27 protein-coding genes, 1 pseudogene and 1 riboswitch are annotated in these 26,690 nt (G+C 62.8%); of the genes and pseudogenes, 16 read left to right on the top strand and 12 right to left on the bottom strand.

The window, feature by feature from the left end:
* Nucleotides 1–63: 63 nt before the first annotated feature.
* From FJ492_RS09550 to FJ492_RS09530, 5 genes and pseudogenes are all read left to right on the top strand, one after another.
* Nucleotides 64–693, top strand: a complete 630-nt coding sequence (locus FJ492_RS09550) for a J domain-containing protein (protein WP_032922426.1) — start codon at nucleotides 64–66, stop codon at nucleotides 691–693.
* Between the two features lie 123 nt (nucleotides 694–816).
* Nucleotides 817–1,803 (top strand): cobaltochelatase subunit CobS, encoded by a 987-nt coding sequence (gene cobS, locus FJ492_RS09545; RefSeq protein ID WP_127276014.1) that lies wholly within the window; start codon nucleotides 817–819, stop codon nucleotides 1,801–1,803.
* An 11-nt stretch (nucleotides 1,804–1,814) separates the two neighbouring features.
* The gene (gene cobT / locus FJ492_RS09540) at nucleotides 1,815–3,713 is read left to right on the top strand and encodes a cobaltochelatase subunit CobT (RefSeq protein WP_140769689.1); all 1,899 of its coding nucleotides are present in this window, start codon (nucleotides 1,815–1,817) and stop codon (nucleotides 3,711–3,713) included.
* Nucleotides 3,710–4,737: pseudogene (locus FJ492_RS09535) on the top strand (esterase-like activity of phytase family protein). The gene cobT and the pseudogene FJ492_RS09535 overlap by 4 nt, the downstream one beginning before the upstream one ends.
* Nucleotides 4,738–4,871: 134 nt before the next feature.
* On the top strand, nucleotides 4,872–5,258 hold the full coding sequence (locus tag FJ492_RS09530; RefSeq protein WP_246675954.1) for an SRPBCC family protein: 387 nt from the start codon (nucleotides 4,872–4,874) through the stop codon (nucleotides 5,256–5,258).
* Nucleotides 5,259–5,286: 28 nt separating this feature from the next.
* Here the strand turns inward: FJ492_RS09530 and FJ492_RS09525 are convergent, their stop codons facing one another.
* The 3 genes from FJ492_RS09525 to rpmB all read right to left on the bottom strand — a co-directional run bounded on the left by FJ492_RS09525 (nucleotide 5,287) and on the right by rpmB (nucleotide 7,107).
* Nucleotides 5,287–5,961: a hypothetical protein gene (locus FJ492_RS09525; protein ID WP_140712304.1), complete on the bottom strand. Its 675-nt coding sequence runs from the start codon at nucleotides 5,959–5,961 to the stop codon at nucleotides 5,287–5,289.
* A gap of 3 nt (nucleotides 5,962–5,964) precedes the next feature.
* Nucleotides 5,965–6,648: a queuosine precursor transporter gene (locus FJ492_RS09520; RefSeq protein ID WP_140712302.1), complete on the bottom strand. Its 684-nt coding sequence runs from the start codon at nucleotides 6,646–6,648 to the stop codon at nucleotides 5,965–5,967.
* A 162-nt stretch (nucleotides 6,649–6,810) separates the two neighbouring features.
* On the bottom strand, nucleotides 6,811–7,107 hold the full coding sequence (gene rpmB / locus FJ492_RS09515; RefSeq protein WP_027143515.1) for a 50S ribosomal protein L28: 297 nt from the start codon (nucleotides 7,105–7,107) through the stop codon (nucleotides 6,811–6,813).
* Nucleotides 7,108–7,365: 258 nt separating this feature from the next.
* On the opposite strand from rpmB, the gene FJ492_RS09510 reads away from it, so the two are divergent.
* From FJ492_RS09510 to FJ492_RS09500, 3 genes are read left to right on the top strand one after another with little or no spacing between them, the layout of a single operon-like run.
* Complete coding sequence (locus FJ492_RS09510; RefSeq protein ID WP_140769687.1) at nucleotides 7,366–8,154, top strand: DUF3108 domain-containing protein; 789 nt, start codon at nucleotides 7,366–7,368, stop codon at nucleotides 8,152–8,154.
* A 44-nt stretch (nucleotides 8,155–8,198) separates the two neighbouring features.
* Nucleotides 8,199–9,134 carry a DMT family transporter gene (locus FJ492_RS09505; RefSeq protein ID WP_140769685.1) on the top strand — a complete coding sequence of 312 codons (936 nt, stop codon included), beginning with the start codon at nucleotides 8,199–8,201 and terminating at the stop codon, nucleotides 9,132–9,134.
* Nucleotides 9,131–9,805 carry a lysoplasmalogenase family protein gene (locus FJ492_RS09500; RefSeq protein WP_140769683.1) on the top strand — a complete coding sequence of 225 codons (675 nt, stop codon included), beginning with the start codon at nucleotides 9,131–9,133 and terminating at the stop codon, nucleotides 9,803–9,805. Before FJ492_RS09505 ends, FJ492_RS09500 begins: the two co-directional genes overlap by 4 nt.
* Here FJ492_RS09500 and FJ492_RS09495 read toward each other — a convergent pair.
* Nucleotides 9,802–10,221: a cupin domain-containing protein gene (locus tag FJ492_RS09495; protein ID WP_140503331.1), complete on the bottom strand. Its 420-nt coding sequence runs from the start codon at nucleotides 10,219–10,221 to the stop codon at nucleotides 9,802–9,804. The two genes, FJ492_RS09500 and FJ492_RS09495, sit on opposite strands and share 4 nt — an antisense overlap.
* A 22-nt stretch (nucleotides 10,222–10,243) precedes the next feature.
* Nucleotides 10,244–11,011 carry a hydroxyacylglutathione hydrolase gene (gene gloB / locus FJ492_RS09490; protein ID WP_140769682.1) on the bottom strand — a complete coding sequence of 256 codons (768 nt, stop codon included), beginning with the start codon at nucleotides 11,009–11,011 and terminating at the stop codon, nucleotides 10,244–10,246.
* 197 nt (nucleotides 11,012–11,208) lie between these two features.
* Between gloB and FJ492_RS09485 the strand changes: the two genes are divergently transcribed.
* From FJ492_RS09485 to FJ492_RS09475, 3 genes are all read left to right on the top strand, one after another.
* On the top strand, nucleotides 11,209–11,997 hold the full coding sequence (locus FJ492_RS09485; protein WP_140769680.1) for a methyltransferase domain-containing protein: 789 nt from the start codon (nucleotides 11,209–11,211) through the stop codon (nucleotides 11,995–11,997).
* Nucleotides 11,998–12,138: 141 nt separating this feature from the next.
* Entirely contained in the window at nucleotides 12,139–13,956 is a 1,818-nt protein-coding gene (locus FJ492_RS09480; protein WP_140769678.1) for an ABC transporter ATP-binding protein/permease, read from the top strand.
* A gap of 100 nt (nucleotides 13,957–14,056) precedes the next feature.
* On the top strand, nucleotides 14,057–14,860 hold the full coding sequence (locus tag FJ492_RS09475) for a DUF1194 domain-containing protein (protein ID WP_181166621.1): 804 nt from the start codon (nucleotides 14,057–14,059) through the stop codon (nucleotides 14,858–14,860).
* Between the two features lie 13 nt (nucleotides 14,861–14,873).
* Here the strand turns inward: FJ492_RS09475 and FJ492_RS09470 are convergent, their stop codons facing one another.
* The 5 genes from FJ492_RS09470 to FJ492_RS09450 all read right to left on the bottom strand — a co-directional run bounded on the left by FJ492_RS09470 (nucleotide 14,874) and on the right by FJ492_RS09450 (nucleotide 19,898).
* Nucleotides 14,874–15,809 (bottom strand): glycosyltransferase family A protein, encoded by a 936-nt coding sequence (locus tag FJ492_RS09470; protein WP_140503323.1) that lies wholly within the window; start codon nucleotides 15,807–15,809, stop codon nucleotides 14,874–14,876.
* A gap of 288 nt (nucleotides 15,810–16,097) precedes the next feature.
* Nucleotides 16,098–17,120, bottom strand: coding sequence for a glycosyltransferase (locus tag FJ492_RS09465; RefSeq protein WP_246672619.1), 1,023 nt, complete (start codon nucleotides 17,118–17,120; stop codon nucleotides 16,098–16,100).
* Nucleotides 17,121–17,198: 78 nt separating this feature from the next.
* A complete protein-coding gene (locus FJ492_RS09460; RefSeq protein WP_140712292.1) occupies nucleotides 17,199–18,047 on the bottom strand; it encodes a Stf0 family sulfotransferase in 849 nt (282 codons plus the stop codon).
* On the bottom strand, nucleotides 17,993–18,607 hold the full coding sequence (gene metW / locus FJ492_RS09455) for a methionine biosynthesis protein MetW (protein WP_140769671.1): 615 nt from the start codon (nucleotides 18,605–18,607) through the stop codon (nucleotides 17,993–17,995). Before metW ends, FJ492_RS09460 begins: the two co-directional genes overlap by 55 nt.
* 58 nt (nucleotides 18,608–18,665) lie before the next feature.
* Complete coding sequence (locus FJ492_RS09450; RefSeq protein ID WP_140769668.1) at nucleotides 18,666–19,898, bottom strand: homoserine O-acetyltransferase; 1,233 nt, start codon at nucleotides 19,896–19,898, stop codon at nucleotides 18,666–18,668.
* Nucleotides 19,899–20,017: 119 nt separating this feature from the next.
* Nucleotides 20,018–20,095, bottom strand: a riboswitch (SAM riboswitch).
* A 136-nt stretch (nucleotides 20,096–20,231) separates the two neighbouring features.
* Between FJ492_RS09450 and hisC the strand changes: the two genes are divergently transcribed.
* Nucleotides 20,232–21,341 carry a histidinol-phosphate transaminase gene (gene hisC, locus FJ492_RS09445; RefSeq protein WP_140503316.1) on the top strand — a complete coding sequence of 370 codons (1,110 nt, stop codon included), beginning with the start codon at nucleotides 20,232–20,234 and terminating at the stop codon, nucleotides 21,339–21,341.
* A gap of 5 nt (nucleotides 21,342–21,346) precedes the next feature.
* The gene (locus FJ492_RS09440; protein WP_181166620.1) at nucleotides 21,347–22,282 is read left to right on the top strand and encodes a prephenate/arogenate dehydrogenase family protein; all 936 of its coding nucleotides are present in this window, start codon (nucleotides 21,347–21,349) and stop codon (nucleotides 22,280–22,282) included.
* Here the strand turns inward: FJ492_RS09440 and FJ492_RS09435 are convergent.
* Together FJ492_RS09435 and FJ492_RS09430 are read right to left on the bottom strand one after the other, a co-directional pair.
* Complete coding sequence (locus FJ492_RS09435) at nucleotides 22,279–23,208, bottom strand: sugar kinase (RefSeq protein WP_140769666.1); 930 nt, start codon at nucleotides 23,206–23,208, stop codon at nucleotides 22,279–22,281. The genes FJ492_RS09440 and FJ492_RS09435 overlap by 4 nt on opposite strands.
* A gap of 7 nt (nucleotides 23,209–23,215) precedes the next feature.
* Nucleotides 23,216–24,214 carry a DUF2125 domain-containing protein gene (locus tag FJ492_RS09430; RefSeq protein WP_140769664.1) on the bottom strand — a complete coding sequence of 333 codons (999 nt, stop codon included), beginning with the start codon at nucleotides 24,212–24,214 and terminating at the stop codon, nucleotides 23,216–23,218.
* Between the two features lie 153 nt (nucleotides 24,215–24,367).
* Between FJ492_RS09430 and FJ492_RS09425 the strand changes: the two genes are divergently transcribed.
* The 3 genes from FJ492_RS09425 (at nucleotide 24,368) to FJ492_RS09415 (ending at nucleotide 26,678) form a co-directional block, all read left to right on the top strand.
* Entirely contained in the window at nucleotides 24,368–24,889 is a 522-nt protein-coding gene (locus FJ492_RS09425; protein ID WP_140503310.1) for a gamma-glutamylcyclotransferase, read from the top strand.
* Nucleotides 24,890–25,011: 122 nt separating this feature from the next.
* Nucleotides 25,012–25,959 (top strand): aldo/keto reductase, encoded by a 948-nt coding sequence (locus tag FJ492_RS09420; RefSeq protein WP_140503309.1) that lies wholly within the window; start codon nucleotides 25,012–25,014, stop codon nucleotides 25,957–25,959.
* A gap of 92 nt (nucleotides 25,960–26,051) precedes the next feature.
* The gene (locus FJ492_RS09415) at nucleotides 26,052–26,678 is read left to right on the top strand and encodes a LysE family translocator (RefSeq protein WP_140769662.1); all 627 of its coding nucleotides are present in this window, start codon (nucleotides 26,052–26,054) and stop codon (nucleotides 26,676–26,678) included.
* Nucleotides 26,679–26,690 lie beyond the last annotated feature (12 nt).

The raw sequence follows: 26,690 nt of genomic DNA, 5'->3' as shown, positions 1-26,690 counted from the left end.
AGCGGTTAGGGCGATGATCGCGAAAATGTCAATTCTTGTTTCGCATCTGCGAACGCCCCATAAATGGGTGAGATGAAGCCGTATCCCAAATATTTCGAGAAGATTCGCGTCCGTCCAGACAAGGACGCGGAGGTGAAGGCGCACGCGCCGATTTGCCAGTGGGATGGCTGCAAGGAGGCGGGCACGCATCGCGCGCCTGTCGGGCGCATGAAGGAGGGCGAGTATTTCCGCTTCTGCTTCGACCATGTGCGCGAGTACAACAAGGGCTTCAACTACTTCTCCGGCGTGCCGGACACCGAGGTCGCCCGCTTCCAGAAGGAAGCGATGACCGGCCATCGGCCGACCTGGAAGATGGGCGTCAACGGCGCCTCGACACGCTCCTCGCCCGATATGGCGCAGATGCGCTCCGGCCGCGCCGGCTACTACAACCGCATGCGCGACCCGTTCGACCTGTTCAAGGGGCCGAAGGATCCGCGCGAGGCACGCGAGCGCAAGGCCAAGCCCCTTGAGGCCAAGGCGCTGGAAACGCTTGGTCTTGATACAAAGGCGACTGGCAAGGACATCAAGGCGCGCTATAAGGAACTGGTGAAGCGTCACCATCCGGATGCGAATGGCGGCGACAGAGGTTCGGAAGACCGGTTCCGCGATGTGCTTCAGGCCTATCGCGTGCTCAAACAGGCAGGCCTGTGCTGAGCGACCCCATGGTTTGTGTCGTTTTCCAACTTTCATAAGGTTGGAAAAGGCTCTAAGACCGCCCCCGAACAAAATGGATTGCCGGCGCAACGCGACGTTTCGCCCGTGGAGACGTTGAGAGATATGAACAAGGTCGATCGCGACATCGCCAATCTGCCCGACACGACGGTGTCGGTGAAGGAGAAATTCGGCTTCGAGTCCAAGATGGTGGTGCCGGCCTATTCGGTGACATCAGAGCATGTGCCCGACATCGATCCCGACTATCTGTTCGACAAGGCGACGACCTTGGCGATCCTCGCCGGCTTCGCCTACAACCGCCGCGTCATGGTCTCGGGCTATCACGGCACCGGAAAATCGACCCATATCGAACAGGTCGCCGCCCGCCTCAACTGGCCGTGCGTGCGCGTCAACCTCGACAGCCATGTCAGTCGTATCGATCTTGTCGGCAAGGACGCGATCGTCGTCAAGGACGGCCTGCAGATCACCGAATTCCGCGACGGCATCCTGCCCTGGGCCTACCAGCACAATGTCGCGCTGTGTTTCGATGAGTATGACGCCGGCCGTCCGGATGTGATGTTCGTCATCCAGCGCGTGCTGGAATCGTCCGGCCGCCTGACGCTGCTCGACCAGAGCCGGGTCATTCGCCCGCATCCGGCATTCCGCCTGTTTTCGACCGCCAACACGGTCGGGCTGGGCGACACTACCGGCCTTTATCACGGCACCCAGCAGATCAATCAGGCGCAGATGGACCGGTGGTCGATCGTCACCACGCTGAATTATCTGCCGCACGACAATGAAGTGAACATCGTGCTCGCCAAGGCCAAGCATTATCGCGACACCAAAGGCAAGGACATCGTCAACAAGATGGTGCGCGTCGCCGACATGACGCGCTCGGCCTTCATCAATGGCGATTTGTCGACGGTGATGAGCCCGCGTACCGTCATCACCTGGGCCGAGAATGCCGAAATATTCGGCGATGTCGGCATGGCGTTCCGGCTGACCTTCCTCAACAAGTGCGACGAGCTGGAACGTTCGGTGGTCGCCGAGTTCTACCAGCGCGCCTTCGGCCAGGATCTGCCAGAGAGCGCGGCCAACGTGGTGCTGGGCTAAGCAGAGCCTCGATGGCGGGTCCAGGCGACAACACGCGCAACAAGTCGAAGACGGGGTCTGAAGCCGACAGCTTCAAGCGCGCCGTCACCGTCTGCATGCGCGCCATCGCCGGCGACAAGGAGATGGAAGTCGGCTTCGCCAAGGACAGGCCGGCGCTGGCGGGCAGCCGCGCGCGCCTGCCCGAACTGCCCAAGAAGGCATCGAAAGCCGACATCGCGATCACCCGCGGACTCGGCGATTCCATGGCGTTGAAGCGCGCTTGCCATGATGTTCGCATCCACAGCAAGCTGGCGCCCGAAGGCAAGGCCGCCCGCGCCATCTACGATGCGGTCGAGCAGGCTCGCGTCGAGGCGATCGGCAGCCGCGCCATGCAGGGCGTCGCCGACAATATCGGCTCGATGCTTGAGGATAAATACACCAAGGCCAACCTCGTCGACGTCAAGGACAAGGCCGACGCGCCCATCGAGGAGGCGCTCGCGCTGATGGTGCGCGAAAAGCTGACCGGCCGGCCGGTGCCGAAGAGCGGCGAGCGGCTGGTCGAACTCTGGCGGCCCTGGGTCGAGGAGAAAGCCAGAGCCGACCTCGACGGCCTGTCGGAAAAGCTCGAGGATCAGCAGGCCTTCGCCCGCGTCGTGCGCGAGATGCTCGCCTCCATGGAAATGGCCGAGGAACTCGGCGACGACCAGGAGACCGAAGACTCCGAGGACAATGACGGCAACCAGCCGCAAGGCGAGGAACAGAGCGAGGAGGGCGGCGAAGACGATTCCGGCTCCGAGCAGTCGCAGTCCGAGGATGCCGAGGCGTCGGCAGACGACGAGCAATCGGCGGAGACCGAAGCCTCCGACGCAACGGCCGACGATCTGTCCGACGATGACGATGCCGACGCCGAGACACCCGGCGAGGCACGCCGCAACGACAATCCCTTCACCAATCTGCCGAAGGAAATCGACTACAAGATCTACACGTCAGCTTTCGACGAGACGGTTGGCGCCGAGGAGCTTTGCGAAGAGGAAGAGCTCGACCGGCTGCGCGCCTTCCTCGACAAGCAGCTCGCCAATCTGTCGGGCGTCGTCGGTCGGCTCGCCAACCGGCTGCAGCGCCGCCTGATGGCGCAGCAGAACCGGTCCTGGGATTTCGACCTGGAAGAGGGCTATCTCGACCCGGCGCGGCTGGTGCGCGTGGTCATCGACCCGATGCAGCCGCTGTCGTTCAAGCAGGAGCGCGACACCAAATTCCGCGACACGGTGGTGACGCTGGTGCTCGACAATTCCGGTTCGATGCGCGGCCGGCCGATCACCGTCGCCGCCACCTGCGCCGATATCCTGGCGCGCACACTGGAGCGCTGCGGCGTCTCGGTCGAGATTCTCGGCTTCACCACGCGGGCATGGAAGGGCGGGCAGGCGCGCGAGAAATGGCTGAAGGACGGCAAGCCGCCGAACCCCGGCCGGCTCAACGATCTGCGCCACATCATCTACAAGTCGGCCGACCATCCTTGGCGGCGGGCGCGGCGCAATCTCGGCCTGATGATGCGCGAAGGCCTGCTCAAGGAAAACATCGACGGCGAGGCGCTGCTGTGGGCGCACAACCGGCTGATCGCCCGGCCCGAACAGCGCAAGATCCTGATGATGATCTCGGACGGCGCGCCGGTCGACGATTCGACGCTGTCGGTCAATCCGGGCAATTATCTCGAACGCCATCTGCGCGCCGTCATCGAGCTGATCGAGACCCGTTCGCCGGTCGAACTGCTGGCCATCGGCATCGGCCATGACGTGACCCGCTATTACAGGCGCGCCGTCACCATCGTCGATGCCGAGGAACTGGCCGGCGCCATGACCGAGCAACTGGCTTCGTTGTTTGCCGAGGAAAGCGCGAAGGATACGCGGCGCGGCGGCACACGACGCGCCGGATGATCCTTTCGCGGCGCGGGCTTCGGGACACGCTTTTCGCCGCCATCGCCTTGCTTGCCGGCATGGCTTCGGCGCCAGCCGGTTCGGCCGGCTCGGCCGCAGTTGAGCCTGTCGCAATCTCGGCCCGCCCGATCACCGAATTCCATATTGGCGGTACCGACAAGCAGTTGGCCAACTCGAATTCGTCGGCGGGCTGGAGATGACCTCGCCATCACACGATTTCGGCGCGCTGTCGGCCTTCCGGTTTCTGAAAGCCGGCAGCGATTTCATCGGTGTGGCCGATACCGGTTACTGGTTCTTCGGCTCGGTGGCCCGAGACGCCGACGGGCGACCCGTCGGTATCCAGAAATTTCGCATGCAGCAAATGGTCGACCAGAGCGGCCAGCCGATCGACGAAAAACGGGAAATCGATGCCGAGGGCCTCGCGGTCAAGGACGGCATTGCCACCGTCGGTTTCGAGCGCAACCACCGCGTCGTCCAGTTCAGGATCGACCCGGACAACATGAAGGCGCCGTTCAGGCAGCTGGATTTCCTGGTGCCGGCGCGGGACCTGCGGCAGAACCGCGGCTTCGAGACAGTCACCCATTCAAATGCCAACGGCCAGCATCGAGGCGGCCTTGTCGTGGTCTCGGAAAGGAGCCTCGACAAGACCGGCAACATCTACGCCGCCATCATCGAAGGGCCGCGCAAGGGCGTCTTCACAGTCAAGCGCAGCGGCGATTTCGACATCACCGATGGCGCCTTTCTGCCCGATGGCGACCTTTTGCTGCTGGAGCGCAGCTTCACCATGACGGGCGGCCTCAAGATGCGGCTGCGGCGCATTTATGGAGAGAGCGTCGAGAAGGGCGCCGTTGCCGACGGGCCGGTGCTGCTGCAAGCCGACATGGGCTACCAGATCGACAATATGGAAGGGCTAGACGTCTGGACCCGCGATGACGGCGCGCTGATGGTTTCGCTGATCTCCGACGACAACCAGTCGATCCTGCAGCGCAATCTCTATCTGGAATTCATTCTGCACCAGGATTGAGTGGCAGCTCCGCCGCACGCCTATTGGCGATTTGGTCCATGCGTCGGCCATCCCAGCGTTCTCCCTGACAGACCACTAAATCTGAATGAGTTTATCGACCATGACCGTGTTTGCGAAAAAACTTTAGTCTGGACTTGACAATTGAGATAGCGACGGCGCGGCGTTGGCGCATCGAAGGCGATGGTTTTGCCGTTGCCGAGTTCAGCTTCGACTTTCGCGTCGGCGGCGGCGAGGTGTCTCGCTTCAGCTATGGCGGCGGCCCGGAGATCAGGCTCGACGCGCAATTCCAGGACATCGTCGCCGACCGGCGCATCGTGTTTTCCTACAGGATGGCGGTCGGGCCGCAGCCCATGTCGGCATCGCTGACCACCGTGGAGCTGACGCCTTCAGGCGATGGCACAAGGCTGACCTACACCGAGCAGGGCGCTTTCTTCGACGGCATCGATTCCGCCAAGGGACGGGAGGAGGGGACTCGCGGGCTGCTGGAGGCCCCTGCCGCCGAACTTCAGCGGTCAGACTAGCCCCGGCTGCCGACGATCTTGGTCAAGATCATGAGGCTTTGGTGGCTATCCAAATGACATGACGCGCGCCGCGCTTGCCGTTGGCGCGCGTGTTGACTTCCTCGACGGCGAAAGCTGTCTGTTTCAGCCGCCGCGTGAAGCCGGCATCAGGTCCCTGCGACCACACCGCCAGCACGCCGCCCGGCTTGAGGGCGGTACGCGCGGCGGAGAGGCCAGCCACGCTGTAGAGGGCGTCATTGCTTTTGTGGACGATGCCCTCGGGGCCATTGTCGACGTCGAGCAGGATGGCGTCCCAGGCTCCGGCCCCGGACCGTATCAACTGGCCGACATCGGTTTCGCGGATGGTGACGCGGGAATCATCGAGCGAACCGGCGAAAATCTCGGCCATTGGGCCGCGCGCCCAGGCGACGACGGCCGGCACCAGTTCCGCGACAACGATCTCGACATTGTCGCCCAGTTCGGCGAGAGCAGCGCGCAGCGTAAAACCCATGCCAAGCCCGCCGATCAGGATCTTCGGCTGCCGATGGCCCGCAATCCTTTGGCAGGACAGTTTCGCCAGCGCTTCCTCGGAGCCGTTCAGCCGGCTGTTCATCAGCTCGTTGGTGCCGAGCATGATCGAGAATTCGGAACCGCGCCGTTTCAGCCGCAATTCCTGCTGGCCGTCGGGCGTTTTCGCGGAGTCCAGCTGGATCCAGGGAATCACCGCTTAGGCCGCGGCAATGGCCGGCTGGCTCCAGCGGGCGGCGAGCAGCCGGTAGGGAATCAGTGCCACGACGGCGATGATCAGCTTCACGCTGAGGTCGCCGAGCGCCCAGGACACCCAGCGCATGGCATCGACATGAAACACGCCCATCAATGGGGCGCTTTCGAGCGCGAAACTATCGCTTGGACCGACAAAGGCAAAGGCGGCCGAAAAAGCCACACCGAAGAACACGACGGTGTCGAACACCGATCCGGCCAGCGTGCCGATGATCGGTGCCCGCCACCAGCTCTGCCGACGCAGCCGGTTGAACACGGTGACATCGAGCAACTGCGCGGTCAGGAAGGCAGCGCCCGAAGCGGCCGCGATGCGCACCAGCCGGTCGGCTGATGTCTCGAACTCGATCAGGCCATGACGGAACAGGAAGGGCGGGACGAGGATCGAGCACACCACCGCCGTCATGAAGCCGACAAAGACGATCCGGCGCGCCACGGCAGGTCCGTAGCGGCGGTTGGCAAGGTCGGTGACCAGGAAGGAAAAGGGATAGGTGAAGGCGCCCCAGGTCAAAACGTCGGCGAGCGACAGGCCGCCGATCTGGCCCCGCATGGGGAACTGGACGAGGATGTTCGAAGCCACGACGACAAGCGCCATGGCGGCCACAAAGGGCAGGTATCGCGAAAAGGAAGACATTTTTTTATCCTGGGTAATGGAACCAGCGGAGCGTTTTGCCGAAAACCGGATCACGCTCGCTTCGTAGTCGAGCATCGGGTTGTCGAACCTTGCGGATCTATCCGATGCTCAGTGGCCAACAAGAGGTTGGCCAGGGCGGTTTTCCCCCGCCTGAGAGACGAATTAAGCGGCAGCCTGTTCGGCGGTTTTCTTGGCGATCTGCTTCTTCAAGAGACGCGCGCGCTGCGACAGCTCCTTGACGTCGGCCTTGGCCAGGAAGGCATCGAGGCCGCCGCGATGTTCGACCGAACGCAGCGCGTTGGCAGAAATGCGCAGGCGCACATTCTGGTTCAGCGCTTCCGAAATCAGCGTCACATTGACGAGGTTCGGCAGGAAACGACGCTTGGTTTTGTTGTTCGCGTGGCTCACATTGTTGCCGGTCTGGACTGCCTTGGCAGTGAGTTCGCAGGTGCGGGACATGGTTCTAACCTTCAGTTCTCTCGTGGCCTGCCAAACTTTTGTGCCCACGCCGGGTGGCGCGCGGTTCTGGTCAGGCGGCCTTATGGAAAAGTTGGCGTTCCTTAGTTGCATTTCACCGAGGCGTCAAGCTCCGGCTTCCCCACGGAAGCGCCCGGCATTTCATATTAAGGCCGGATTTCACCCTATAAGCGGTCTCACAGGGACATGCCAGACCGGAGTCGCCCGCCTCCGGCCGAAAATCAAGGATCCGATCCCGCCATGCCTCGTTCGTCTCACGCGCTTGTTGCCGCGCTTGCCGTCGCCTTGCCGTCCGCCGCGTCCGCTGCCTCGCCGCAGTCGTTCAAGGGCGAGTACACGGTGTCGTTTCTGGGTCTCTCGATCGCGAAGTCGACTTTCTCCAGCCACTATGAGAATGGCGCCTACGCGATCGAAGGCAGTGTCTCCGCGGCGGGTCTCGCCAAGCTGTTCGACGACACGCGGGGCACGATCTCGTCCAAGGGTACGATCTCCGGGCAGAAGATGGTGCCGGAGGCATTCCGTGCCGACTACACTTCCGGCAAGAAGGCATCCTCGATCGACATTCGCTTTACCAACGGTAACGTGACCTCGACGCAGGTCATCCCCGCCCCCGGCAAGCGCGACCCCGAGGCCTGGGTGCCGATCGGCGCCGGCGACCTGGCATCGGTGCTCGATCCGATGGCCGCCACCGTCATCCATGCCGACAGCCTGGACCAGGTCTGCGGCCGCAAGGTCAAGTTCTATGATGGCGAGATGCGCGCGGACCTGACACTGACCTACGCCTCGAAAGGAACGATTTCGGTGCCGGGCTACAAGGGCGACACCGTTACCTGCCAGATGGGTTTCGAGCCGGTGGCGGGCTATCGCAAGGGCCGCAAGGCGCTCAACTACCTCAAGAACAAAAGCCGCATGATGGTGACGTTTGCACCGCTTGGCCAAACCGGCGTATATGCGCCGATCCACGCCACGGTCGGAACGCAGATCGGTACCTTGACCATCAGCGCCAGGCGGTTCGAAGCAGTACAATAAGGCACGCCACCGGGGACAGGATGGGGCGCGCCACTGGAGACAAAATGGGGCGCGCAACACTGATCGGCTTTTCGGCGGTCGCCATGTGGGCGTTGCTCGCGTTGCTGACGGATGCGTCCGGCAAGGTGCCGCCATTCCTGTTGTCGGCGATCACTTTCTCGATCGGCACAGGCGTAGGGCTTGTCGCGCGACTGTTCATGCCGGCCACAGATAGGAGCCAGAAAATCCCTCCCCAGGTCTGGGTGGTCGGTATTGCTGGCCTGTTCGGTTACCACTTCTTCTATTTTACCGCACTGCGCAACGCGCCGGCGGTGGAGGCGAGCCTGATTGCTTATCTCTGGCCACTGCTGATCGTGCTGGGCTCGGCGCTGATGCCGGGCGAAAAACTGGCTTGGAATCATGTCGTCGGCGCGCTGCTCGGCCTTGCCGGCACCGTGCTGATCGTCACCAAGGGCGGCAGCTTGGCCTTCGACGCGCGCTATGCCTTCGGCTATACCATGGCCGCCGTCTGCGCCCTGCTATGGTCGTCCTATTCACTGCTGTCGCGACGTTTCCCGTCGGTGCCGACCAGCATCGTCACCTGGTTCTGCGCGGCAACCGCCGTGCTGTCGCTCGCCTGCCACCTGGCGCTCGAGGAAACAGTGCTGCCTGACGGCGCCAGCCAGTGGTTGGCCGTGCTCGGGCTCGGCCTGATGCCGGTGGGCGCTGCCTTCTATGCCTGGGACATCGGCGTCAAGCGCGGCAACATCCAGGTGCTGGGTGCCGCAAGCTACGTGGCACCGCTTTTGTCGACGCTGGTGCTGATCGCGGCCGGTGCCGCCGAGCCTTCGTTGCGCATTCTGGCCGCCTGCGTGCTCATCACGGGCGGCGCGGCGCTGGCGGCAAAGTCGCTCTTCTTGCGCAAGCCAGCGGCATCCGAAAGCGAAGCCGGGGCATCCGAAAGCGGGGCCGGGGCATCCGAAGGCGGAGCCAGGGCATGACGATGCCGTTTGCCGGCGGCATCGACGCCAATGCCAATGCAACGCTGATCTTTTCGCTGGTGGCGGCGGTGATCTATGCCTTCACGCTTGGCATGCGGCCGACGCTGGCCCGCTCGGCGGCAAAGACGCTCGCCGTGGCCATGCTCGCCGTACTCGCCGCAATCCAGGGCGGCCCGCTGCTGCTGGTCGCCGCCCTTGCGCTGAGCGCGGTTGGTGACGCCTTCCTGTCGCGCGACGGGGAAAAGGCATTTCTCGGCGGGCTGGCGAGCTTTCTCGTCGCCCACATCATCTATGCCGCGCTGTTCCTGCGTAGCGGTGGCGGATTGGAGTTGCTTGCCACCGAATCCTGGCTAGGCGCGATTGCACTGGCCATGGCGGTGTTCGCGATTGTCATGCTGGCGGCGCTCTGGCGCCGTGTCGGTCCCGGCCTGCGTAGTCCGATCGCGGCCTATATCCTTGCGATCCTGGCCATGGGCATGTCGGCGCTGACGACAAACAGTAGCTGGGTGATCGGCGGCGTGATGCTGTTCATGGCATCGGACGGGCTGCTCGCCACGGAGAAATTCCTGGTCGCCGCCATATCACCGCAGCGTGCCTTGATGCGCCTCGCCGTCTGGGTGCTGTACTACGCCGCCCAGTTCGCGATTACCCTGGGTTTCCTGCTGGGTTAGGGCTGCCAGCCCGGCTCGGCGAGTTCGAAGGCGGCGAAATCGAAACCCGGCGCGACGGTGCAGCCGACCAGCGTCCACTCGCCCAGGCTGCGCGCGGATTGCCACCAGCCTGCCGGCACGACGATTTGCGGCCGTTCGCCCGCCGCGAGGTCGATGCCGAGAACCTGCTCGATAATGGCGCCGCCTTCTTCCCACATCGACAGCGCCAGCGGGGCACCGGCATAAAAATGCCAGACCTCGGCGGCGTCCCTGACCCGATGCCAGGCCGAAAGCTGGTGCCGTTCCAGCAGGAAATAGATGGCGGTCGAATGACCCCGCACGCCGCCGGCTTCGTCACGAAAAGTTTCCGCGTACCAGCCTCCTTCCGGATGCGGCTTCAGTGCGAGCGTTGCTATGATTTCCGCGGAACTGGTCATCGGCAGAAAGCCAACACGGCGCTCAGAAATTGTCCTTGCGCTTGCGGATCTCGGCGAAGACCTCGGCATCTCCAGCCTTCTCCATGCCCAGATGCTTGCGGATTGCCGGATCGTGCCAGCGCAGGAAGGGGTTGGTCGACAGTTCCTCGCCGATCGTCGTCGGCAGCGTCGGCTTGTTGTCGACCCGCAGCGCCTCGATCCGCGCGGCACGCTCCTTCAATGCCGAATTGGTGGGGTCGATGCTCAGCGCGAAACGGGCATTGGCGAGCGTATATTCGTGGCCGCAATAGACTGTCGTCTCGGCCGGAAGGGCCGCGAGCTTCTTCAGCGATTCGTACATCACCGGCGGCTTGCATTCGAACAGCCGGCCGCAACCCAGCGCGAACAGCGTATCCGCGGTGAACGCCACTTTCGATGCCGGCAGATGGTAGGAGACATGGCCGGCGGTATGTCCGGGCGTGGCGATCACCTCGATGCGCTCATCGCCGAGATGAAGGATGGAGCCTTCTTCGACGGTTTCGTCGATGCCGGGAATCTTGGCCTTTTCCGCCTCCGGGCCGACAATGCGCAGCTTGAAGCGCTCCTTGAGCGCCAGATTGGCCTCGACATGGTCGACATGGTGATGCGTGGTCAGGATCATCGTCGGCGTCCAGCCGGTGCGCTTGATCGCGGCGAGGATCGGCGCCTCCTCGGGCGCGTCGACGATTGCGGTCTGGCCGCTTTCGGGATCATGCACCAGCACACCGAAATTGTCGGTGCGGCACATGAACTGTTCGATTTCGACCGGCATCGCATCTCTCCATTTACCGCTGCAGACATAGGGTGCCGCTGCGTGAATGTCATCCCGGATGTGAAAGCGAATGACATCCGGAATGTCAAAGCGAATGGCGTCCGAATGTCATCCTGGAATGTCAAATTGAGATCCGCCGTGCCGCCCGCTGTGGACCTTTTGTTGAATCCGCCCGATATCACGGCTACATCCCTGACATGCATTCCGACATCGTCGACCTTCGCTCCTTCTATTCGACAACGCTCGGCCGGTTCGCCGAGCGTTCGATCACCATGGCGCTATCGTCTATATGGGCCGCGGTGCCCAATGAGCGGCTGGTAGGTCTCGGCTATACTTTGCCCTGGCTGGAGCGCTTCGGCTCCGACGCCGAGCGGGTCTTCGCCTTCATGCCGGCGACCCAGGGCGCCGTGGTTTGGCCGGCGACGGGGCCGACGGCAACGGCACTGGTCTTCGACGAGGAGCTGCCGCTGGTCGATTCCTGCATCGACCGCATGCTGCTCGTCCATTCGCTCGAACATGTCGAGAACCCGCGCGAGACACTGAACGAGATCTGGCGGGTGCTGTCGCCGGCGGGGCGCGTCGTCATCGTCGTGCCCAACCGGCGCGGCGTTTGGGCACGCTTCGAACATACGCCGTTCGGCAACGGGCGGCCTTTCTCACGCGGGCAGCTCACCGAGCTGCTGCGCGAGGCGAATTTCACGCCCGCCGCCTGGTCCGATGCGCTGTTTTTCCCGCCATCGCGACGGCGCTTCATGATGCGCTTCCACAATGTGCTGGAGCGCGCCGGCCGGCGGCTGTGGCCGATCTTCTCCGGCGTCATTGTCGTGGAAGCGCAGAAGCGACTTTATCAAGGCGTGCCGGTGGCCCAGCGCGCGTCTCGTCGCGTCTTCGTGCCGGTGCTGTCGCCACATGGCGCGACACGGCTTGGCCGGCGGGCCGAGGGTAGCGGTACGGCATCGTCGGCTCGGCAAGCGACATCGTCGTGATCGCGATGGAAACTTGCTCGCGCGGCATCTTTCCGACCTATCTGTCGTGCTGGGCTCGCAAAGTGGTTGAGGGGCTGCCGCCGTCGGCGCTCTTCATCTCATCCGGTTTCAGCTTCGCTACTTAACGCAAGGACTTTGGCTATGGCTGATCAACTGGACAATCAGGCCACCGTTCAGCCGGTCGCCGTGGTCAGCAGCCTGCGCGATCAGGTGGCGGCGATCAAGCGGGCGCTGATAGAATCGCCGGTTCGCAAATGGTTGCTGTGGACGTCGGCCGGCATCATGGCCGTCATCGTCGCGACGTCGATTGGCCAGGTTCTGCTCAATCGCTGGAACCAACCCTTTTACGACGCGCTCGCGCGCCGCGACATGGCCGCCTTCCTGCATCAGCTTCTCGTCTTTGCCATGATCGCTAGTGGGCTGCTGGTGCTCAACATCGGCCAGACCTGGCTCAACCAGATGATCCGGCTGAAGTTGCGCGAGGCGCTGACGCTGGATTTGATCGACCAGTGGATGCGGCCGGCGCGTGCTTTCCGGCTGGCCAATGCCGGCGCCATCGGCGTCAATCCCGATCAGCGCATGCAGCAGGATGCCGCGCATCTGTCGGACCTGTCGACCGATCTTGGTGTCGGCCTGCTGCAGTCCTTCATCCTGCTGGTGTCTTTCGTCGGCGTGTTGTGGGAGCTGTCTTCGGGTTTCGTGTTCCACATTGGCGGCTGGTCGCTGGCGATACCGGGCTACATGGTCTGGGCGGCGTTCCTCTATGCCGGCACCGCCTCCTGGCTGAGTTGGCTGGTCGGGCGGCCGCTCATCCGCCTCAACAGCGACCGCTACACGCGCGAAGCGGAGCTGCGCTCCTCGATGGTGCGCGTCAACGAGAATGTCGATGCCATCGCGCTGTACCGTGGCGAGAATGATGCCAAGAGACGGCTCGAACTCGACCTCGGCACGGTGCTGGGTGCCATGCGCCGCATCTACACCGCCCAGATCAACCTGTCCTGGGTAACCGACACCTATGGCTGGATCACCGTCGTGGCGCCGATCCTGGTCGCCTCGCCGGTCTATTTCTCGGGCGATATCAGCTTTGGCGGCCTGATGATGGCGGTCGGCGCCTTCAACCAGGTGCATTCGTCGTTGCGCTGGTTCATCAACAACATCGGCAGTATCGCCGACTGGCGTGCCACGCTGATGCGTGTCGCCGACTTCCGCATCGCGCTCGATGAAACCGATGTGCTGCACGACAAGGAGAAGCGTATCTCCTTCGATCAGAACGCCAATGGCAGCCTGACGTTGGAGAAACTCCAGGTGGCCTCGCCGGAGGGCTGTACGAAGCTCTCCGACCAGCATGTCGAAATCCATGCCGGCGAGCGTGTGATGATCACCGGCGAGCCCGGCGCCGGCAAGACGCTGTTCTTCCGCGCCATTGCCGGCCTGTGGCCGTGGGGGAGCGGAAAGATCGGCATGCCGGCGGGAGAAGCCCCCATCTTCGTGCCTCGTGTCCCGTATTTCCCGGCTGGCACGCTGCGCGAGGTTCTTGACCATCCCTATGGTGTTGCTCCTGCAAGCGATGCAGAGATCTCGGCGGTGCTTGGCGAAGTCGGCCTCGGGCGGCTGTCATCCTCGCTCGACCGGTCGGCCCGCTGGGAGCGGGAGTTGGGCGATGACGAACAGCGATCGCTCGCCTTCGCCAGGCTCGCCTTGCGGAAGCCGAAATGGGTGGTTATCGATGAAGCGATGGATGCATTCGACGGCCCGTCGCTAAGGCGCGTGCTGTCGCTGCTGGATAAGCATCTGAAGGACGCCGCGATCATCAATATCGGACGCGGCCTGCACAACAATCAGTTCTTCCCGCGGTCCCTGACGATCGTGAAGGATACCGGCGCGCCCGCCCTGAAACCCGCCCCCGTCCGGGCAGGTGCGATGGAACCGCCGCCAGTCGCCGTACGGCGCAAGGCATAGAACAGCCGGCATTCGGACCGGCCGGGCGCGCGCCTGCCACAAGCTTTATTTCGCCGTGATCGCGAGCGATGTTGCGATCGAAACATCGCTTGTGCTGGCCATGCTTAATACGATGAGCCTGCTTGCCTGCCTGGCTTGCGCCGAGGCCGCTCCGGTTCCTTCGGCGCCGGATACGCTGACCGTCGACGTCGAACTGGTGCTGGCGGTCGATATCTCCCTGTCGATGGACGAGACCGAGTTCGCCCTTCAACGCGCCGGCTACGTCGAGGCGCTGCGGCATGCCGATTTCATCGAGGCGGTCCGTTCCGGCCATACGGGCCGCATTGCGCTCGCCTATTTCGAGTGGGCCGGCACGGTACGCGACGACGCGGTCATCGGCTGGCAGATCATCGACGGCGCCGAGAGCGCCAACAGCTTTGCCGACAAGCTTGCGGCCCGCCCCTTCCGGAGTTTCCGCGGCACCTCGATTTCAAGCGCGCTTGCTTTCGGCACCGAGCTTTTCGACGGCACCAATTTCGCGGGCGAACGCAGCGTCATCGACATATCTGGCGACGGCCCCAACAATATCGGGCCGCCGGTCACCGTGACGCGTGATGCGGCCATTGCCAAGGGCATAGTCGTCAACGGCCTACCGATCCTGATCAAGCCATCGCCGACCTTCAGCCATCTCGATCAGTATTATGCGCAGTGCGTGACCGGCGGACCTGGTTCCTTCGTGCTGCCGATCCATGCGGCCGCCGAATTCTCGACGGCGATCCGGCGCAAGCTGATTCTGGAAGTCAGCGGCATTCAGGACAAGCCCAAAATCACGCCTGTCGAGATGGACGCCCCGATCGACTGCCTTCTGGGGGAACGGGACAGGCGGTTCCTGTCGGATCCCTATTTCCCGGAACTGGACCGATAGGCCTGGCCGTGGGTCAGGCAGGCCGGGCGCCAAACTCGTTGCGGAACGTGTTGAAGAGATCGCGGCGCCAGCGCCGGCCCTGGACATAACCGTTGACCAGTTCCGGCAAGGAGTAGCCAAGCGCCTTCGACGACCGATTGGCCATATAGCCCTCGAACGCCTCCGGTATCCGGCCCCTGAGAATATCGGCGATGATCTGCCGTGAGATCATGTAGGGCGGAATGTGCGGGTAGGAGCGGGCGATATGCGGGTGCTTGCCCATCAGATTGGCATAGGCTTCGACATAGCCTGTCCTGCGGCCCGAAATCGAATTCTCCGAATTGTATTTCGTCCAGTCGATATCTCCCGACAATTGCGCGCCGAACCGCTGCGCGAGGCGCAGCAGCAACTCCCGGTCCTGCATCCGGGTGATGTCGCTGTCATAGCCGCCAACCGCCAGCAGGGCCTCGCGGCGGGCCGATATCGCTGAGCCGGCGATGAAGATCGTCTGCGCCACAAGCGTGCGCTCCAGTACCATGGAACTCACGAATGCCTCGGGATTGATGCAGTTGGTGGCGCGGCCGCTCTTCAGCGAGACGTATGAGCTCAGCAATACTTCGAGCGACGGATCGTCATCGAACCGGGCCAGCGTGCGCTCAAGCCGGTGCGGCAGGTAGACGTCGTCGGAATCGAGAAATGTCACCACGGGGGTCCGCGCACGTTCGATGCCGGCGTTCCTGGCGGCGTTGGCGCCGCGCCATTTCGCGCCGACATAGATCAGCCGCGGATCGCTGACGCGGGCGAGCGCCGCCTCGGTTCCGTCGGTCGAGCCATCGTCGACGACGATATGCTCGAACCGCGGCATGCTCTGGGAAAGCACGCTTTCGACGGCGCGGAGCACCGTTTCGCGCCGGTTGTGGGTCGGTGTGATGACCGTGATGAGGGGCGCCTGCTCCGTCTTCCCGGTCATATCGCGTCAGCCGTCTTGAGCGCAAAAACACACTTCGCGCCAGGTCCTTTGATCTTCAGGATGGTTGAACGGATCGGACTTCCCCTGGATGGCCCTCATCGGATTCGGCGCGACGCTACAAAGAACAACCTGTTATGTCATCCTATTCTGCTGTCGTTCGACCGACAAGGCGTGATGAATTCCGGCTCCTGAAGCTTTAACCGCAACACCATCGCTGCCTTCCATGCTTGCGAAGTGGCGTTGACGATCAATTTTCGCAAGGGCGATCGAATCCACCGCTAAAATCTGCTAGCTGTGCCCGACATAGTCGGGCACGATCTCGATGTCGTCGCTGACCAGGCCTGTAGCGAGACTGAACTGGCCCCAAAACGCCAAACTGTAGAATGCAAGGCCGACAAGAAGGGAAAACGGAATCTGCCAAAGCGGCATCCCGGTGCCCCCTGCATGGCCGATAATCCGTCTTGTGGTGCGCCATGACATGGTGAACCAACGGCTGAAGGACTTGACGACCCGTTGCGTGCGGCCAGGCGATTTGAGCTCCACGAACTTTCGGTCGGCGTCTCTGCCCGTGACCAGGGCGCGCCAGAAAAAAAATCGCCAGCCCCGCGGTGAGTAATGGTAGACGCGTGCGTTGACATTACGAATTGTGCGGCCTTCGCGTTGCAGTTCGCGCATCAGCAATGTGCACGAGACCTTGAAGCCATTGTGTCTTGGAAAAGGATGATCGACGATCCAGTCGCGCCGAAACCCTACATTGTTGGCGTTCATCGCTCGTTTCGAGGCAAACCGCTTGTCCCCGTGAGCCATTGGGAAAAACCAGATCAGTGCAAACGTCCTCGAAAAGAAATCATCGTATGAAAGATAAGTATATCCATTCACACACATGACTTCTGGATCGTTAAAGGGCTCAAGCAAACCTGATAGCCAGCCTGGTTCGGCCACTACATCGGAATCGGTGAAAATGATGATATCCCCGTCCGTTGCCAATATGCCGTTGTTTTTTAGATCGTAGTATCGGCCCCCGGGAAAAGCGGTAAAGATCAGATCGGCAACTTGTTCCAGCTGTGGCGCTACCGCCCTGACGTCGATACGAAGCGATCCAGCGTCGGCGTCCGTGCCGCCGTGAGAGATAACAACCTTAGGTCTGTGCAAGTCGGCTGAAGGAACCGTGGTGATTTCACGTGCCAAGGCCTTCAGGCCAATGCCGACTTCGTCCCAATCGATGGACTTGGCGTTCTCCATCTCCACCACGAGGGAATATGTTGGGTGTGGTTCAACCATTTCCGCATGGACCATATCGCTGCGTCGCACTGGCGATAGTCCCTGCAAGTCGGCCTAAAGGCAACCCTTTCAAGATCACGCGGGGGTGTTTCCCAACAATACTGACGATCAGCCACCGCCACCAAATCGGGACCAAAGGGAACCGCGAGTGCGGTCAACCGGGAATCTTGAAGTGTCTGAATATTGCGCCAAGAAACGCTGCCGCCATTCTACATTGACGGTGTCTCGTTGAATTGCGAGGCCGGACGCAAAGCCAAATCCGACGTCACGGGCAAGCTTGGCGTCAACGAGACCAGCGATTTTCTTAAGACTGGTCTGCGGGTCCTGCAAAAGATCCTCATATGTCAACGACAGGAAAGGCACCCCGTTTTTTGCAAACCAGAGGTCCCAAACCAGATTTTCCAGCACAAGTTTATCAAGCGACTGTGCTATCGCCGCGCCGTCGTAACGTGGCGCATTGTTGGCGGTCTCGGTAGAACGGAATCGGCCGGTCTGACGGGCGCGCGCCCAGGAGATTGCCTGGCCAAGGAGATCGCGGCGCGTCAAACGGACATAGCGCAATTCTGGGAGGGTGGCTGGCAGGTCGATGGTTCTAGCCACTTGAGAAAATTGGCTGGCAAACAGTTTGACTGCGTAAATTCCGGAAGAGGATCGCCCATCCCTCAATGCCCGCAAGACTTGAGCGCGGGGATCGCGAGGATAGTTCGGCAATTCAAGAAGACGGCGGCCGCCGAACCACTCCAAAGGGTTGCCAAGCCCGGCGGCTGCCATCAATCCAGCGAGATGGTTGCTGCCGCTGCGCGGTGACGTGCAGACCAGAATTCCAGCTTTTATGCCAGACAGGATGTCAGGTGGTATTTCAACCGGAAGAGGCCGTCTGCGAAAGAGATGCATGGCAACCACTACCGCTTCAGCAGGAACACAGCCTGTTGGCCACAGAAATTCCAGAACCACCATGGCATCGACAGGCCGATCTTCTGGCCGTTTGCGTCGAGCGCGGTCGCCTTTTCCACCGTCGCACCAAGCTCTTCGCACAGATTGACGAAGTCACGGATGGTGCAGAAGTGGATGTTGGGCGTGTCGTACCAGGAATAGGGCAGATCCTTGGTCACCGGCATTCGGCCCTTGACGAACAGCGACAGGCGCACCCGCCAATGGCCGAAATTGGGGAAGGAGACGATCGCCCGATTGCCGATCCTGAGCAGTTCGTCGAGCACCAGTTTTGGATTGCGGGTGGCCTGCAGGGTCTGCGACAGGACGACGAAGTCAAAACCCTTGTCGGGATAGAATTCGAGATCCTTGTCAGCATCGCCCTGGATGACCGAGAGGCCGCGCGCCACGCATTCGTTGACGCCGCGCTGCGACAACTCGAGCCCGCGGCCGTCGACCTGCTTGCTTTCCTGCAGCAATTCGAGCAGCGAACCATCGCCCGAGCCGACGTCGAGCACGCGCGATTGCGGCGGGATGAGGTTGGCGACGACCTCGAGGTCGACACGCTGGCTGCCGTTGACGCTCATGGTTTCGCCTCCTGAGCGGCGCACGACCATGGTCCGGAAAGTCCGCAACTCTTCGGGGTCATGGCTTCACCTTTCTGTTTGGCGCATGACCTTGATCCGAAAAGTCCGCAACTTTTCGGGGGCATGCGCTGAGCCCCCTGGCGCGCGCGGCCGAGCCGATGAAGCCGTTGATGGCGGCAAACAGTTCCGGTTCGTCGAGCAGGAAGGCGTCGTGGCCGCGATCGGTCTCGATCTCGACGAAGGATACCGAGGCGCCGGCGGCGTTGAGCGCATGAACGATGGAGCGGCTCTCTTCGGTCGGAAACAGCCAATCCGACGTGAAGGACACCAGGCAGAAGCGGGTTTTGGTGCCGGCAAAGGCGTCCGCCAGCCGGCCGCCATGGTCGGCGGCGAGGTCGAAATAATCCATCGACCGTGTCATGTAGAGGTAGGAGTTGGCGTCGAAACGGTCGACGAAGGTCATGCCCTGGTGGCGCAGGTAGCTCTCGATCTGGAAATCGGCATCGAAGCCGAAGGTCAGCGCTTCGCGGTCCTGCAGGTTACGGCCGAATTTGCGGTGCAGGGCGGCTTCCGACAGATAGGTGATGTGGGCGGCCATGCGCGCCACCGCCAGCCCCTTTTCCGGGCGCTTGCCGTGCTCGAAATATTTGCCTCCATGCCAGTCCGGATCGGCCATCACGGCCTGCCGCCCGACCTCGTGGAAAGCGATGTTCTGTGACGAATGGCGCGCGCCTGTGGCGATCGGCAGTGCCGAAAAAACCCGTTCGGGATAGCTCGACGCCCATTGCAGCACCTGCATGCCGCCCATCGAACCGCCCAGCACGCAGAACAGCTTCTCGATGCCGAAATGGTCGACCAGCATCTGCTGCGCACGCACCATGTCACGGATGGTGATGACCGGAAGGTCGAGCCCATATGGCTTTCCCGTGGCGGGGTTGGTCGAGGCCGGCCCGGTGGAACCAAGACAGCCGCCGATGACGTTGGAGCAGATGACGAAGAAGCGGCTGGTGTCGATGATCTTGCCGGGGCCTATCAGCACTTCCCACCAGCCTGGCTTGCCGGTCACCGGATTGGTGCTGGCGACATGCTGGTCGCCGGTCAGCGCATGGCAGACGAGGATGGCATTGGAACGGGCGTCGTTCAGCGTGCCATAGGTCTGGTAGGCGATCTGGAATGGCGACAGCAGCGTGCCGGCGTCGAGCTTGAGCGGCTTGTCGGGCCCAAAACGCAACACCGGGCTCGACGGTTGGTCGGCCTCGTTGTTGGTCTTTCCTGCACGCAGAACAGCCATCACGTCTCTCTTGCTGCACCGTGCTTTTGCGGAAATCGCTGCCGATCTCCGCGCCGCCGATGCGTTCGTCCGGCCGGTCGCGGACAATAAAAAACCGGCATTGCCTTCGCAAAGCCGGTTACGTCACGCAAACGGCCCTTTAGCGAATTGTTTAACGTGGCTGCAAGCCGACCGGCCAAATCACCACGGAACTGTCCCTGTCCTTCTAGAACCCGCCCGCCTCGCCGTCAATGCCGGCGGCCGGCACCACTGCCGCCCCTCGACATTGCCTGCCGTGGCTTGTATTTCCGCAGCGGCTTCCGGATGGAGGCGTTTTCGACGGATTTTGCAAAAATGAACCAGACATCTGATCAGGCACGTCCGACCCCGCGCGCGGGCATCATGGACATAGACGCCTACGTGCCCGGCAAGAGCACGGCGCCGGCCGGTGTCGCCAAGGTCCACAAGCTGTCGTCGAACGAGAATCCGCTTGGGCCCTCGCCGAAGGCGATCGAGGCCGCGCGTGAGGTCGCCGGCAAACTCGACATCTATCCCGATGGCACCGCCAGGCGGTTGCGCGAGGCGATCGCCGAGGTGCATGGCCTCAACGCGCAGAACATCATCTGCTCGAATGGTTCCGACGAGATCCTCGGCCTGCTGGCGCAGACCTATCTCGCGCCCGGCGACGAGGCCATGTTCACCGAACACGCCTTCATGGTCTACAAGATCTATATCCAGTCGGCGGGCGCCACCCCGGTGGTGGTCAAGGAGACCGACGAGCGCGCCGACATCGATGGGATGCTGGCGGCTGTCACACCGCGCACGAAAATCGTGTTCCTGGCCAATCCCAACAACCCGACCGGCACCTATGTGCCGTTCCAGGAGGTGCGCCGGCTGCATGCCGGACTGCCGAAAAACGTGCTTCTGGTGCTCGACGCGGCCTATGCCGAATATGTCCGCCGCAACGACTATGAAGCCGGCATAGAACTTGTCGGCAGCGCTGAGAACGTGGTGATGACGCGCACCTTCTCCAAGATCGGCCTCGGCGGCGCGCGCATCGGCTGGATGTATGGTCCAATGCACATTGTCGACGCCATCAACCGCGTGCGCGGGCCCTTCAACGTCAATGCGACGGCGATCGAAGCCGGCATCGCCGCGATCCGCGACCGCGCCCATGTCGAGCGCAGCGTGGCGCATAACGAGACCTGGCTCGCCTGGCTGAGCGAAGAGATGACCGGGCTCGGACTGCGGGTGACGCCGAGCGTCGGCAATTTCCTGCTCATTCATTTTCCCGACGACCAGAAGCATTCGGCGGCGGCTGCTGATGAGTATCTGAGCGCGCGCGGCTATATATTGCGGCGCGTTTCAGGCTACGGCTTTCCCAACGCGCTGCGCATGACGGTCGGCACTGAAGAGGCCAATCGCGGCGTTGTCGCCGCGCTCACGACATTCCTGAAAAGCTAGAAACCATGGCATCTCCGATGTTTGAAAAAATCGCACTGGTCGGCATTGGCCTGATCGGTTCGTCGCTCGCCCGCGTCATTCGCCGTGAGGGTTTGGCTCGCCAAGTCGCCATCTCGACCCGCAGCGCGGCAACGCTCAAGCGAGCCGAAGAACTGGGCCTCGGCGATTCCTACACCACGGCTGCCAGGGAAGCGGTCCACGATGCCGATCTGATCATCGTCTCGGTGCCGGTCGGTTCGTCCGGCGCGGTGGCGCAGGAAATCGCGCCGGCGCTGAAAAAGGGGGCGGTCCTCACCGATGTCGGCTCGACCAAGGCGTCGGTCATCGCGCAGATGCAACCGCATGTGCCTGATGGCGTCCATTTCATTCCCGGCCACCCGCTGGCGGGCACCGAAAAATCCGGCCCGGATGCCGGGTTCGCCGACCTGTTCGACAATCGCTGGTGCATCTTCACGCCGGTACCGGGCACCGATCCGGAAGCGTTGGAAAGGCTCTCGGAATTCTGGCGCCGCTGCGGCGCCAACATCGACACGATGGACCCGCAGCATCACGACATGACGCTGGCCATCGTCTCGCATCTGCCGCACATCATCGCCTACAACATCGTCGGCACCGCCGACGATCTGGAATCGGTGACCAAGACGGAAGTGATCAAATATTCCGCCTCCGGTTTTCGCGATTTCACGCGTCTGGCCGCCTCCGATCCGACCATGTGGCGGGACGTGTGCCTGCACAACAAGGATGCCATCTTGGAAATGCTGGCGCGGTTCTCGGAGGATTTGGCCTTCCTGCAGCGCGCGATCCGCTGGGGGGACGGCGACAAGCTGTTCGACCTGTTCACCCGTACCCGCGCCGTGCGCCGCTCGATCATCGAAGCCGGCCAGGATATTGACGCGCCCGATTTCGGCCGCCAGGCGGTCGAGCACCCGGCAAAGAGCTAAGCTGTTTCAGGCCAGGTCGCTTCCATCATGGCGAGCGTCTCCGCCCGATCCGGCGCGCCCAGCCTGCCGCCGAAGCGCAGACATTTGAGCGCGGCGGCCGCGCTTGCGAGACGCAAGGCCTGTTCGACCGGCATGGCTTCCGCCAGTCCGACGGCAAAGGCGCCATGAAAGACATCGCCGGCGGCCAGCGTGTCGACCGCCTGGATCCTCGGTGCCTCGACATGGCGGGCTGATCCAGCGCTTCGATCAAGCCACCAGGTTCCCGCCGCACCGCCGGTGACCGCGACGAAGGCATCGGTGCGGGAGGCAAGGTCGGTGCAGGCGGTCTCCAGATCCAGCGCGTGGCCACATATGATGCGGACTGCCGGTTCGGAGGCGACGATGTGCGAGGCCAGCGGCAATAATTGTTCCAGCACCGCAAGCGGCGCGGTATCGGCATCGAGGATTGCCGGCCGGCCAGCGGCGCGCGCCGCCTTCAGGGCCAGGGCAGCGGCACCCGGCCAGCGCACGTCGGCCAGAACGGCATCGAATGCCGTGACGTCGGTGAACGGCAAGGCGTCGGGATCAGCCTGAGCGCGTGTGTCGTAGAAAGGCACGATGATCCGCTCGCCATGCGCATCGACCAGGATCGAGGCCAGCGCCGAGCGCGCACCACTGACGCGGCGCACATGGCTGCAATCGACGCCCTCGGCCTCTATTCCCGCAATCAGCTGATCGCCGACCGGATCGTCGCCGGCGCTCGCCCATAGCGATACCTCAGCGCCGAGACGATGCGCGGCCCAGGCCGCGCTCGTGGCCATGCCCGAGGCGATCTGGATGCCGTCGGAGGCGATGAACTTTCCCTGATGATGGGGCAATGCATCGACACGCAGGATCGTATCCAGCGTCAGCGCCCCGACACTCAGGAGCTTCACGGGTCTTGCCATGGCGGGACTATTGCACCGGCTTGATCTTGCCCAGCGGGATGAAGCCGAGCGAGGCCTTGCCCTTGACCACTTTCAGCGGCATCGACGGTTCGCTATCAAGCAGCGCCAGGGCGCCAAAACCCTGCTCGATCGCATTCTTCTGCTCGGGTATGGCCCCGGCAAGAATGGATGCCACGGCCTTGGGATCCTTGATCCTGATCATCAGATCGGCGTCGACCAGGCCCTGGGCATCGACCGAAAGCGGCCCGGAAACGGTGACACGCGCCGTTCCCGACGACAGATCGAGGGTGCGGATTTCGATGCTCTGGCCGCGCAGGCTTTTCACCTGCGTGCCGATCACCGCGACGCCGTTCTTCAGTGTCACGTCGCCGCTGGCATCGAGCGCCGGCAGCACGCGCCCGCCGATCGCGTCGGGATCGATCTCGAGATCGCCAAAGCTGCCGACATAGTCGAGATTCCCGCCATTCGGCTGCAACTGGCCTGATGCCTTGCCGGCACTGAATAGTTCGACCGGATCTGTGTCGTCCGCCGGGTCGGTTTGGCCCGACAGGCCCTCGGCCTGCAGCGATATACGCCGCGGCAGCGGGTACCACAGTTTGACTTTGGCCTGCAGATTGTCCCAGTCGATCCAGAGCGGCATCATGCCCGGGACGGAGGTCCGGAGCGGACCGCGCAGACTGGCAACCGGCGACAAGGGTTGGACGATCTGGGCGGTGGCATTGAAACTACCGGCCGAGGCGGCGATGTTCTTGGCATCGTCCTCGTAAGCGAGGTTGTCGCAAGAGACGGCAAAGCTCAGGGGATAGCCACCGACCTGGAGATTGGCGCAGCCGGCCTGAATGCCGCTTTTGTTGAGCGTGGCAACAGCCTTGTCGGCCTCGGACCTCACCCTGTCGGCCATATAGAACCAGCCGGCGCTGTAAATGGCGAACAGCACCAGGATGAACGCGGCAAGCCACCACAGGCGGCGACGGCTACGCGGTTGGCGTTCGTCACTTGACGTCATGCTTTGGCTCTCGTTAACGCATGGATGGTGTGGACGGATTCTCGATTCCGACAACACCAGGGGACAGAGACGAATAGGTAAACGGACACGGGCGGAAAAAACACCGGTTTCCGGTGCGGTGTTGCCATTCTTTTTGCAATCAGGCGCGTTGATATGGGCGATTTTTGGGTGTTCGGCTACGGTTCGCTGATCTGGCGGCCGGGTTTCGCGCATGTCGAGACACGACGCGCCCACCTGCATGGCTATCGCCGCTCGCTCTGCGTCTATTCCTTCGTGCACCGCGGCACGCGTCAGCGGCCCGGACTGGTGCTTGGCCTCGACCATGGTGGTTCCTGCGTCGGCCTTGCTTTCCGCGTGCCTGGCGAATTGCGCGACGAGGTCATTGCGTATCTACGCGAGCGCGAGCTCGTCACAAGCGTCTATCTCGAACGCACGCTCAAGGTGCGCCTCGACGGCGGCGCCGCGGTTGAAGCCATGGCCTACATCGTCGACCGCAGGCATGAGCAATATGCCGGGGCGCTGGATGCGGCGGATGCGGCGGCCCTGGTGCGCGGCGCAGTCGGCCGATCCGGCAACAATGAGGATTATGTGCTGAGCACGCTGAAGCATCTGGAAGCGCTCGATATCCGCGACCACTGGCTGGAGGATGTGGCGCGCCGGATAGCGACTTCGTGAAGCGCTGGCTCTGCGGAAAAAGGCGGCCAGGCCTTTGACCTCGATGCGGCAGGACCTAGGTTAGGCTCCGAACCCAGCCAGCGGGCGGCATCGCCCGGTCCCAATCATCACGGAGATCCGTCTTGCAGAAACGCCGTCTCGGTCGCACCGACCTTTCCATCGCGCCGCTGGTTCTGGGCGGCAATGTCTTCGGCTGGACCGCTGACGAGAAAACCTCCTTCGACCTGCTCGACCGCTTCGTCGGCGCGGGCCTCAATGCCATCGATACGGCCGACGCGTATTCGCGTTGGGTTCCCGGCAACAAGGGCGGCGAATCGGAAACCATCATCGGCAAATGGATGAAGGATCGTGGCAATCGCGACAAGGTCGTGGTGGTCACCAAGGTCGGCTCGGACATGGGGCAGGGCCACAAGGACCTGTCGGCCGCCTATATCGAAAAGGCCGTCGACGCATCGCTGAAGCGGCTGCGGACAGAATTCATCGACCTTTATCTATCGCACTGGCCGGATCCGACCACGCCCTATGAGGAAACCCTCGGCGCCTATGAGAGACTGCTCGCCAAGGGCAAGATCCGCTATGCCGGCTGTTCTAACCTCGATGCCGGTCAGTTGCGCGCGGCACTTGACGTGGCAAGCCTGCGCGGCTTGCCACGCTATGAGGTGCTGCAGCCGGAATACAATCTCTACGACCGTTCCTCCTTCGATGGCCCGCTACGCGACCTCTGCGTGGCCGAGGATATCGGTGTCATCACCTATTTCAGTCTGGCCAAGGGTTTTCTCAGCGGCAAGTACCGCACGGAAGCCGATCTCGGCCAGAGCGAGCGCGGGGAGGATGTCGGCAGCTATCTCAATCCACGCGGCATGCGCATTCTGGCGGCGCTCGACGCCGTATCCGCCAGGCATTCGGCCAAGCAGGCGGAAGTGGCGCTTGCCTGGGTTATCGCACGGCCAGGCGTCACCGCGCCGATCGCCAGCGCCACCAAGCCGAGCCAGATGGACAGCCTGATCAAGGCGGTGTCGTTGAAATTGAGCGCGGACGACATGGCCGAACTCGACAAAGCCAGCGCCTGAGGCGGCCGGCAGCGCGGGGCGCACGAACGTCCAAGACGATCCTCATGCCTTGCCATACCGTCCTTCGCACGGGGTGCAGGGCGGAGGATCAGATGGCCGGATCGCTTGTTTCGCAGCCGGAGCTTTGGCGCCAATTGCTTGCGCTGTTGCTGGCCGCCACCGTGGTCATGGGTAGCCCGGGGCCGGCGACGATAAGCGTCACCGCCGTTGGCGCCGCCTTCGGCCTGCGCGATTCGCTGCGCTACACCGGCGGCATCGTCCTGGGCACGATCGCCGTGCTGCTGGTCGTGGCGACCAGTGTCATGGCGGTGCTTGGGTCGATGCCGAAGCTGGCGCCGTTGCTGGTTGGCGCGTCCGCGGCCTACATCCTCTATCTCGCCTTCAAGATCGCCACCGCCCCGCCATTGGCGGTACGCGCCGCCGACGCGTCGCGCCCGACATGGCTGGCCGGTTTTCTCCTCGCGGTGGCCAACCCGAAAGCGTATGTGGCGATCGCCGCCGTGTTCGAGGGTGCTTCGTCGAGCGCGGGCGATGCCGAGCTCCGGCTGTGGACGAAACTGACTGTTCTCGCGGTGATGATCGTTGTCATCCACGCCGTGTGGCTTCTTGCCGGTGCGGCGTTCTCGCGCTTCCTGCGCCGGCCTGTCGCCTCGCGGATCATCAATCTGGCTTTTGCCGCGACGCTGCTGCTGACCACGGCGCTGGCGGCGCACGGTTGACGGCCTGGCCGG

This window comes from Mesorhizobium sp. B2-5-4 (genome assembly GCF_006441095.1).
Lineage (GTDB): Bacteria > Pseudomonadota > Alphaproteobacteria > Rhizobiales > Rhizobiaceae > Mesorhizobium > Mesorhizobium salmacidum.
The sequence above is the reverse complement of the archived record's forward strand: the minus strand, read 5'-3'. Positions and strand labels throughout refer to the sequence as shown.

Excerpts from the sequence above, each read along its gene's own strand:
- FJ492_RS09550 (WP_032922426.1), top strand. The coding sequence starts at position 64 with ATGGGTGAGATGAAGCCGTATCCCAAATATTTCGAGAAGATTCGCGTC.
- cobS (WP_127276014.1), top strand. The coding sequence starts at position 817 with ATGAACAAGGTCGATCGCGACATCGCCAATCTGCCCGACACGACGGTG.
- cobT (WP_140769689.1), top strand. The coding sequence starts at position 1,815 with ATGGCGGGTCCAGGCGACAACACGCGCAACAAGTCGAAGACGGGGTCT.
- FJ492_RS09520 (WP_140712302.1), bottom strand. The coding sequence starts at position 6,648 with ATGTCTTCCTTTTCGCGATACCTGCCCTTTGTGGCCGCCATGGCGCTT.
- rpmB (WP_027143515.1), bottom strand. The coding sequence starts at position 7,107 with ATGTCCCGCACCTGCGAACTCACTGCCAAGGCAGTCCAGACCGGCAAC.
- FJ492_RS09510 (WP_140769687.1), top strand. The coding sequence starts at position 7,366 with ATGCCTCGTTCGTCTCACGCGCTTGTTGCCGCGCTTGCCGTCGCCTTG.
- FJ492_RS09505 (WP_140769685.1), top strand. The coding sequence starts at position 8,199 with ATGGGGCGCGCAACACTGATCGGCTTTTCGGCGGTCGCCATGTGGGCG.
- FJ492_RS09500 (WP_140769683.1), top strand. The coding sequence starts at position 9,131 with ATGACGATGCCGTTTGCCGGCGGCATCGACGCCAATGCCAATGCAACG.
- FJ492_RS09495 (WP_140503331.1), bottom strand. The coding sequence starts at position 10,221 with ATGACCAGTTCCGCGGAAATCATAGCAACGCTCGCACTGAAGCCGCAT.
- gloB (WP_140769682.1), bottom strand. The coding sequence starts at position 11,011 with ATGCCGGTCGAAATCGAACAGTTCATGTGCCGCACCGACAATTTCGGT.
- FJ492_RS09485 (WP_140769680.1), top strand. The coding sequence starts at position 11,209 with ATGCATTCCGACATCGTCGACCTTCGCTCCTTCTATTCGACAACGCTC.
- FJ492_RS09480 (WP_140769678.1), top strand. The coding sequence starts at position 12,139 with ATGGCTGATCAACTGGACAATCAGGCCACCGTTCAGCCGGTCGCCGTG.
- FJ492_RS09475 (WP_181166621.1), top strand. The coding sequence starts at position 14,057 with ATGCTTAATACGATGAGCCTGCTTGCCTGCCTGGCTTGCGCCGAGGCC.
- FJ492_RS09470 (WP_140503323.1), bottom strand. The coding sequence starts at position 15,809 with ATGACCGGGAAGACGGAGCAGGCGCCCCTCATCACGGTCATCACACCG.
- FJ492_RS09460 (WP_140712292.1), bottom strand. The coding sequence starts at position 18,047 with ATGGTGGTTCTGGAATTTCTGTGGCCAACAGGCTGTGTTCCTGCTGAA.
- metW (WP_140769671.1), bottom strand. The coding sequence starts at position 18,607 with ATGAGCGTCAACGGCAGCCAGCGTGTCGACCTCGAGGTCGTCGCCAAC.
- FJ492_RS09450 (WP_140769668.1), bottom strand. The coding sequence starts at position 19,898 with ATGGCTGTTCTGCGTGCAGGAAAGACCAACAACGAGGCCGACCAACCG.
- hisC (WP_140503316.1), top strand. The coding sequence starts at position 20,232 with ATGAACCAGACATCTGATCAGGCACGTCCGACCCCGCGCGCGGGCATC.
- FJ492_RS09440 (WP_181166620.1), top strand. The coding sequence starts at position 21,347 with ATGGCATCTCCGATGTTTGAAAAAATCGCACTGGTCGGCATTGGCCTG.
- FJ492_RS09435 (WP_140769666.1), bottom strand. The coding sequence starts at position 23,208 with ATGGCAAGACCCGTGAAGCTCCTGAGTGTCGGGGCGCTGACGCTGGAT.
- FJ492_RS09430 (WP_140769664.1), bottom strand. The coding sequence starts at position 24,214 with ATGACGTCAAGTGACGAACGCCAACCGCGTAGCCGTCGCCGCCTGTGG.
- FJ492_RS09425 (WP_140503310.1), top strand. The coding sequence starts at position 24,368 with ATGGGCGATTTTTGGGTGTTCGGCTACGGTTCGCTGATCTGGCGGCCG.
- FJ492_RS09415 (WP_140769662.1), top strand. The coding sequence starts at position 26,052 with ATGGCCGGATCGCTTGTTTCGCAGCCGGAGCTTTGGCGCCAATTGCTT.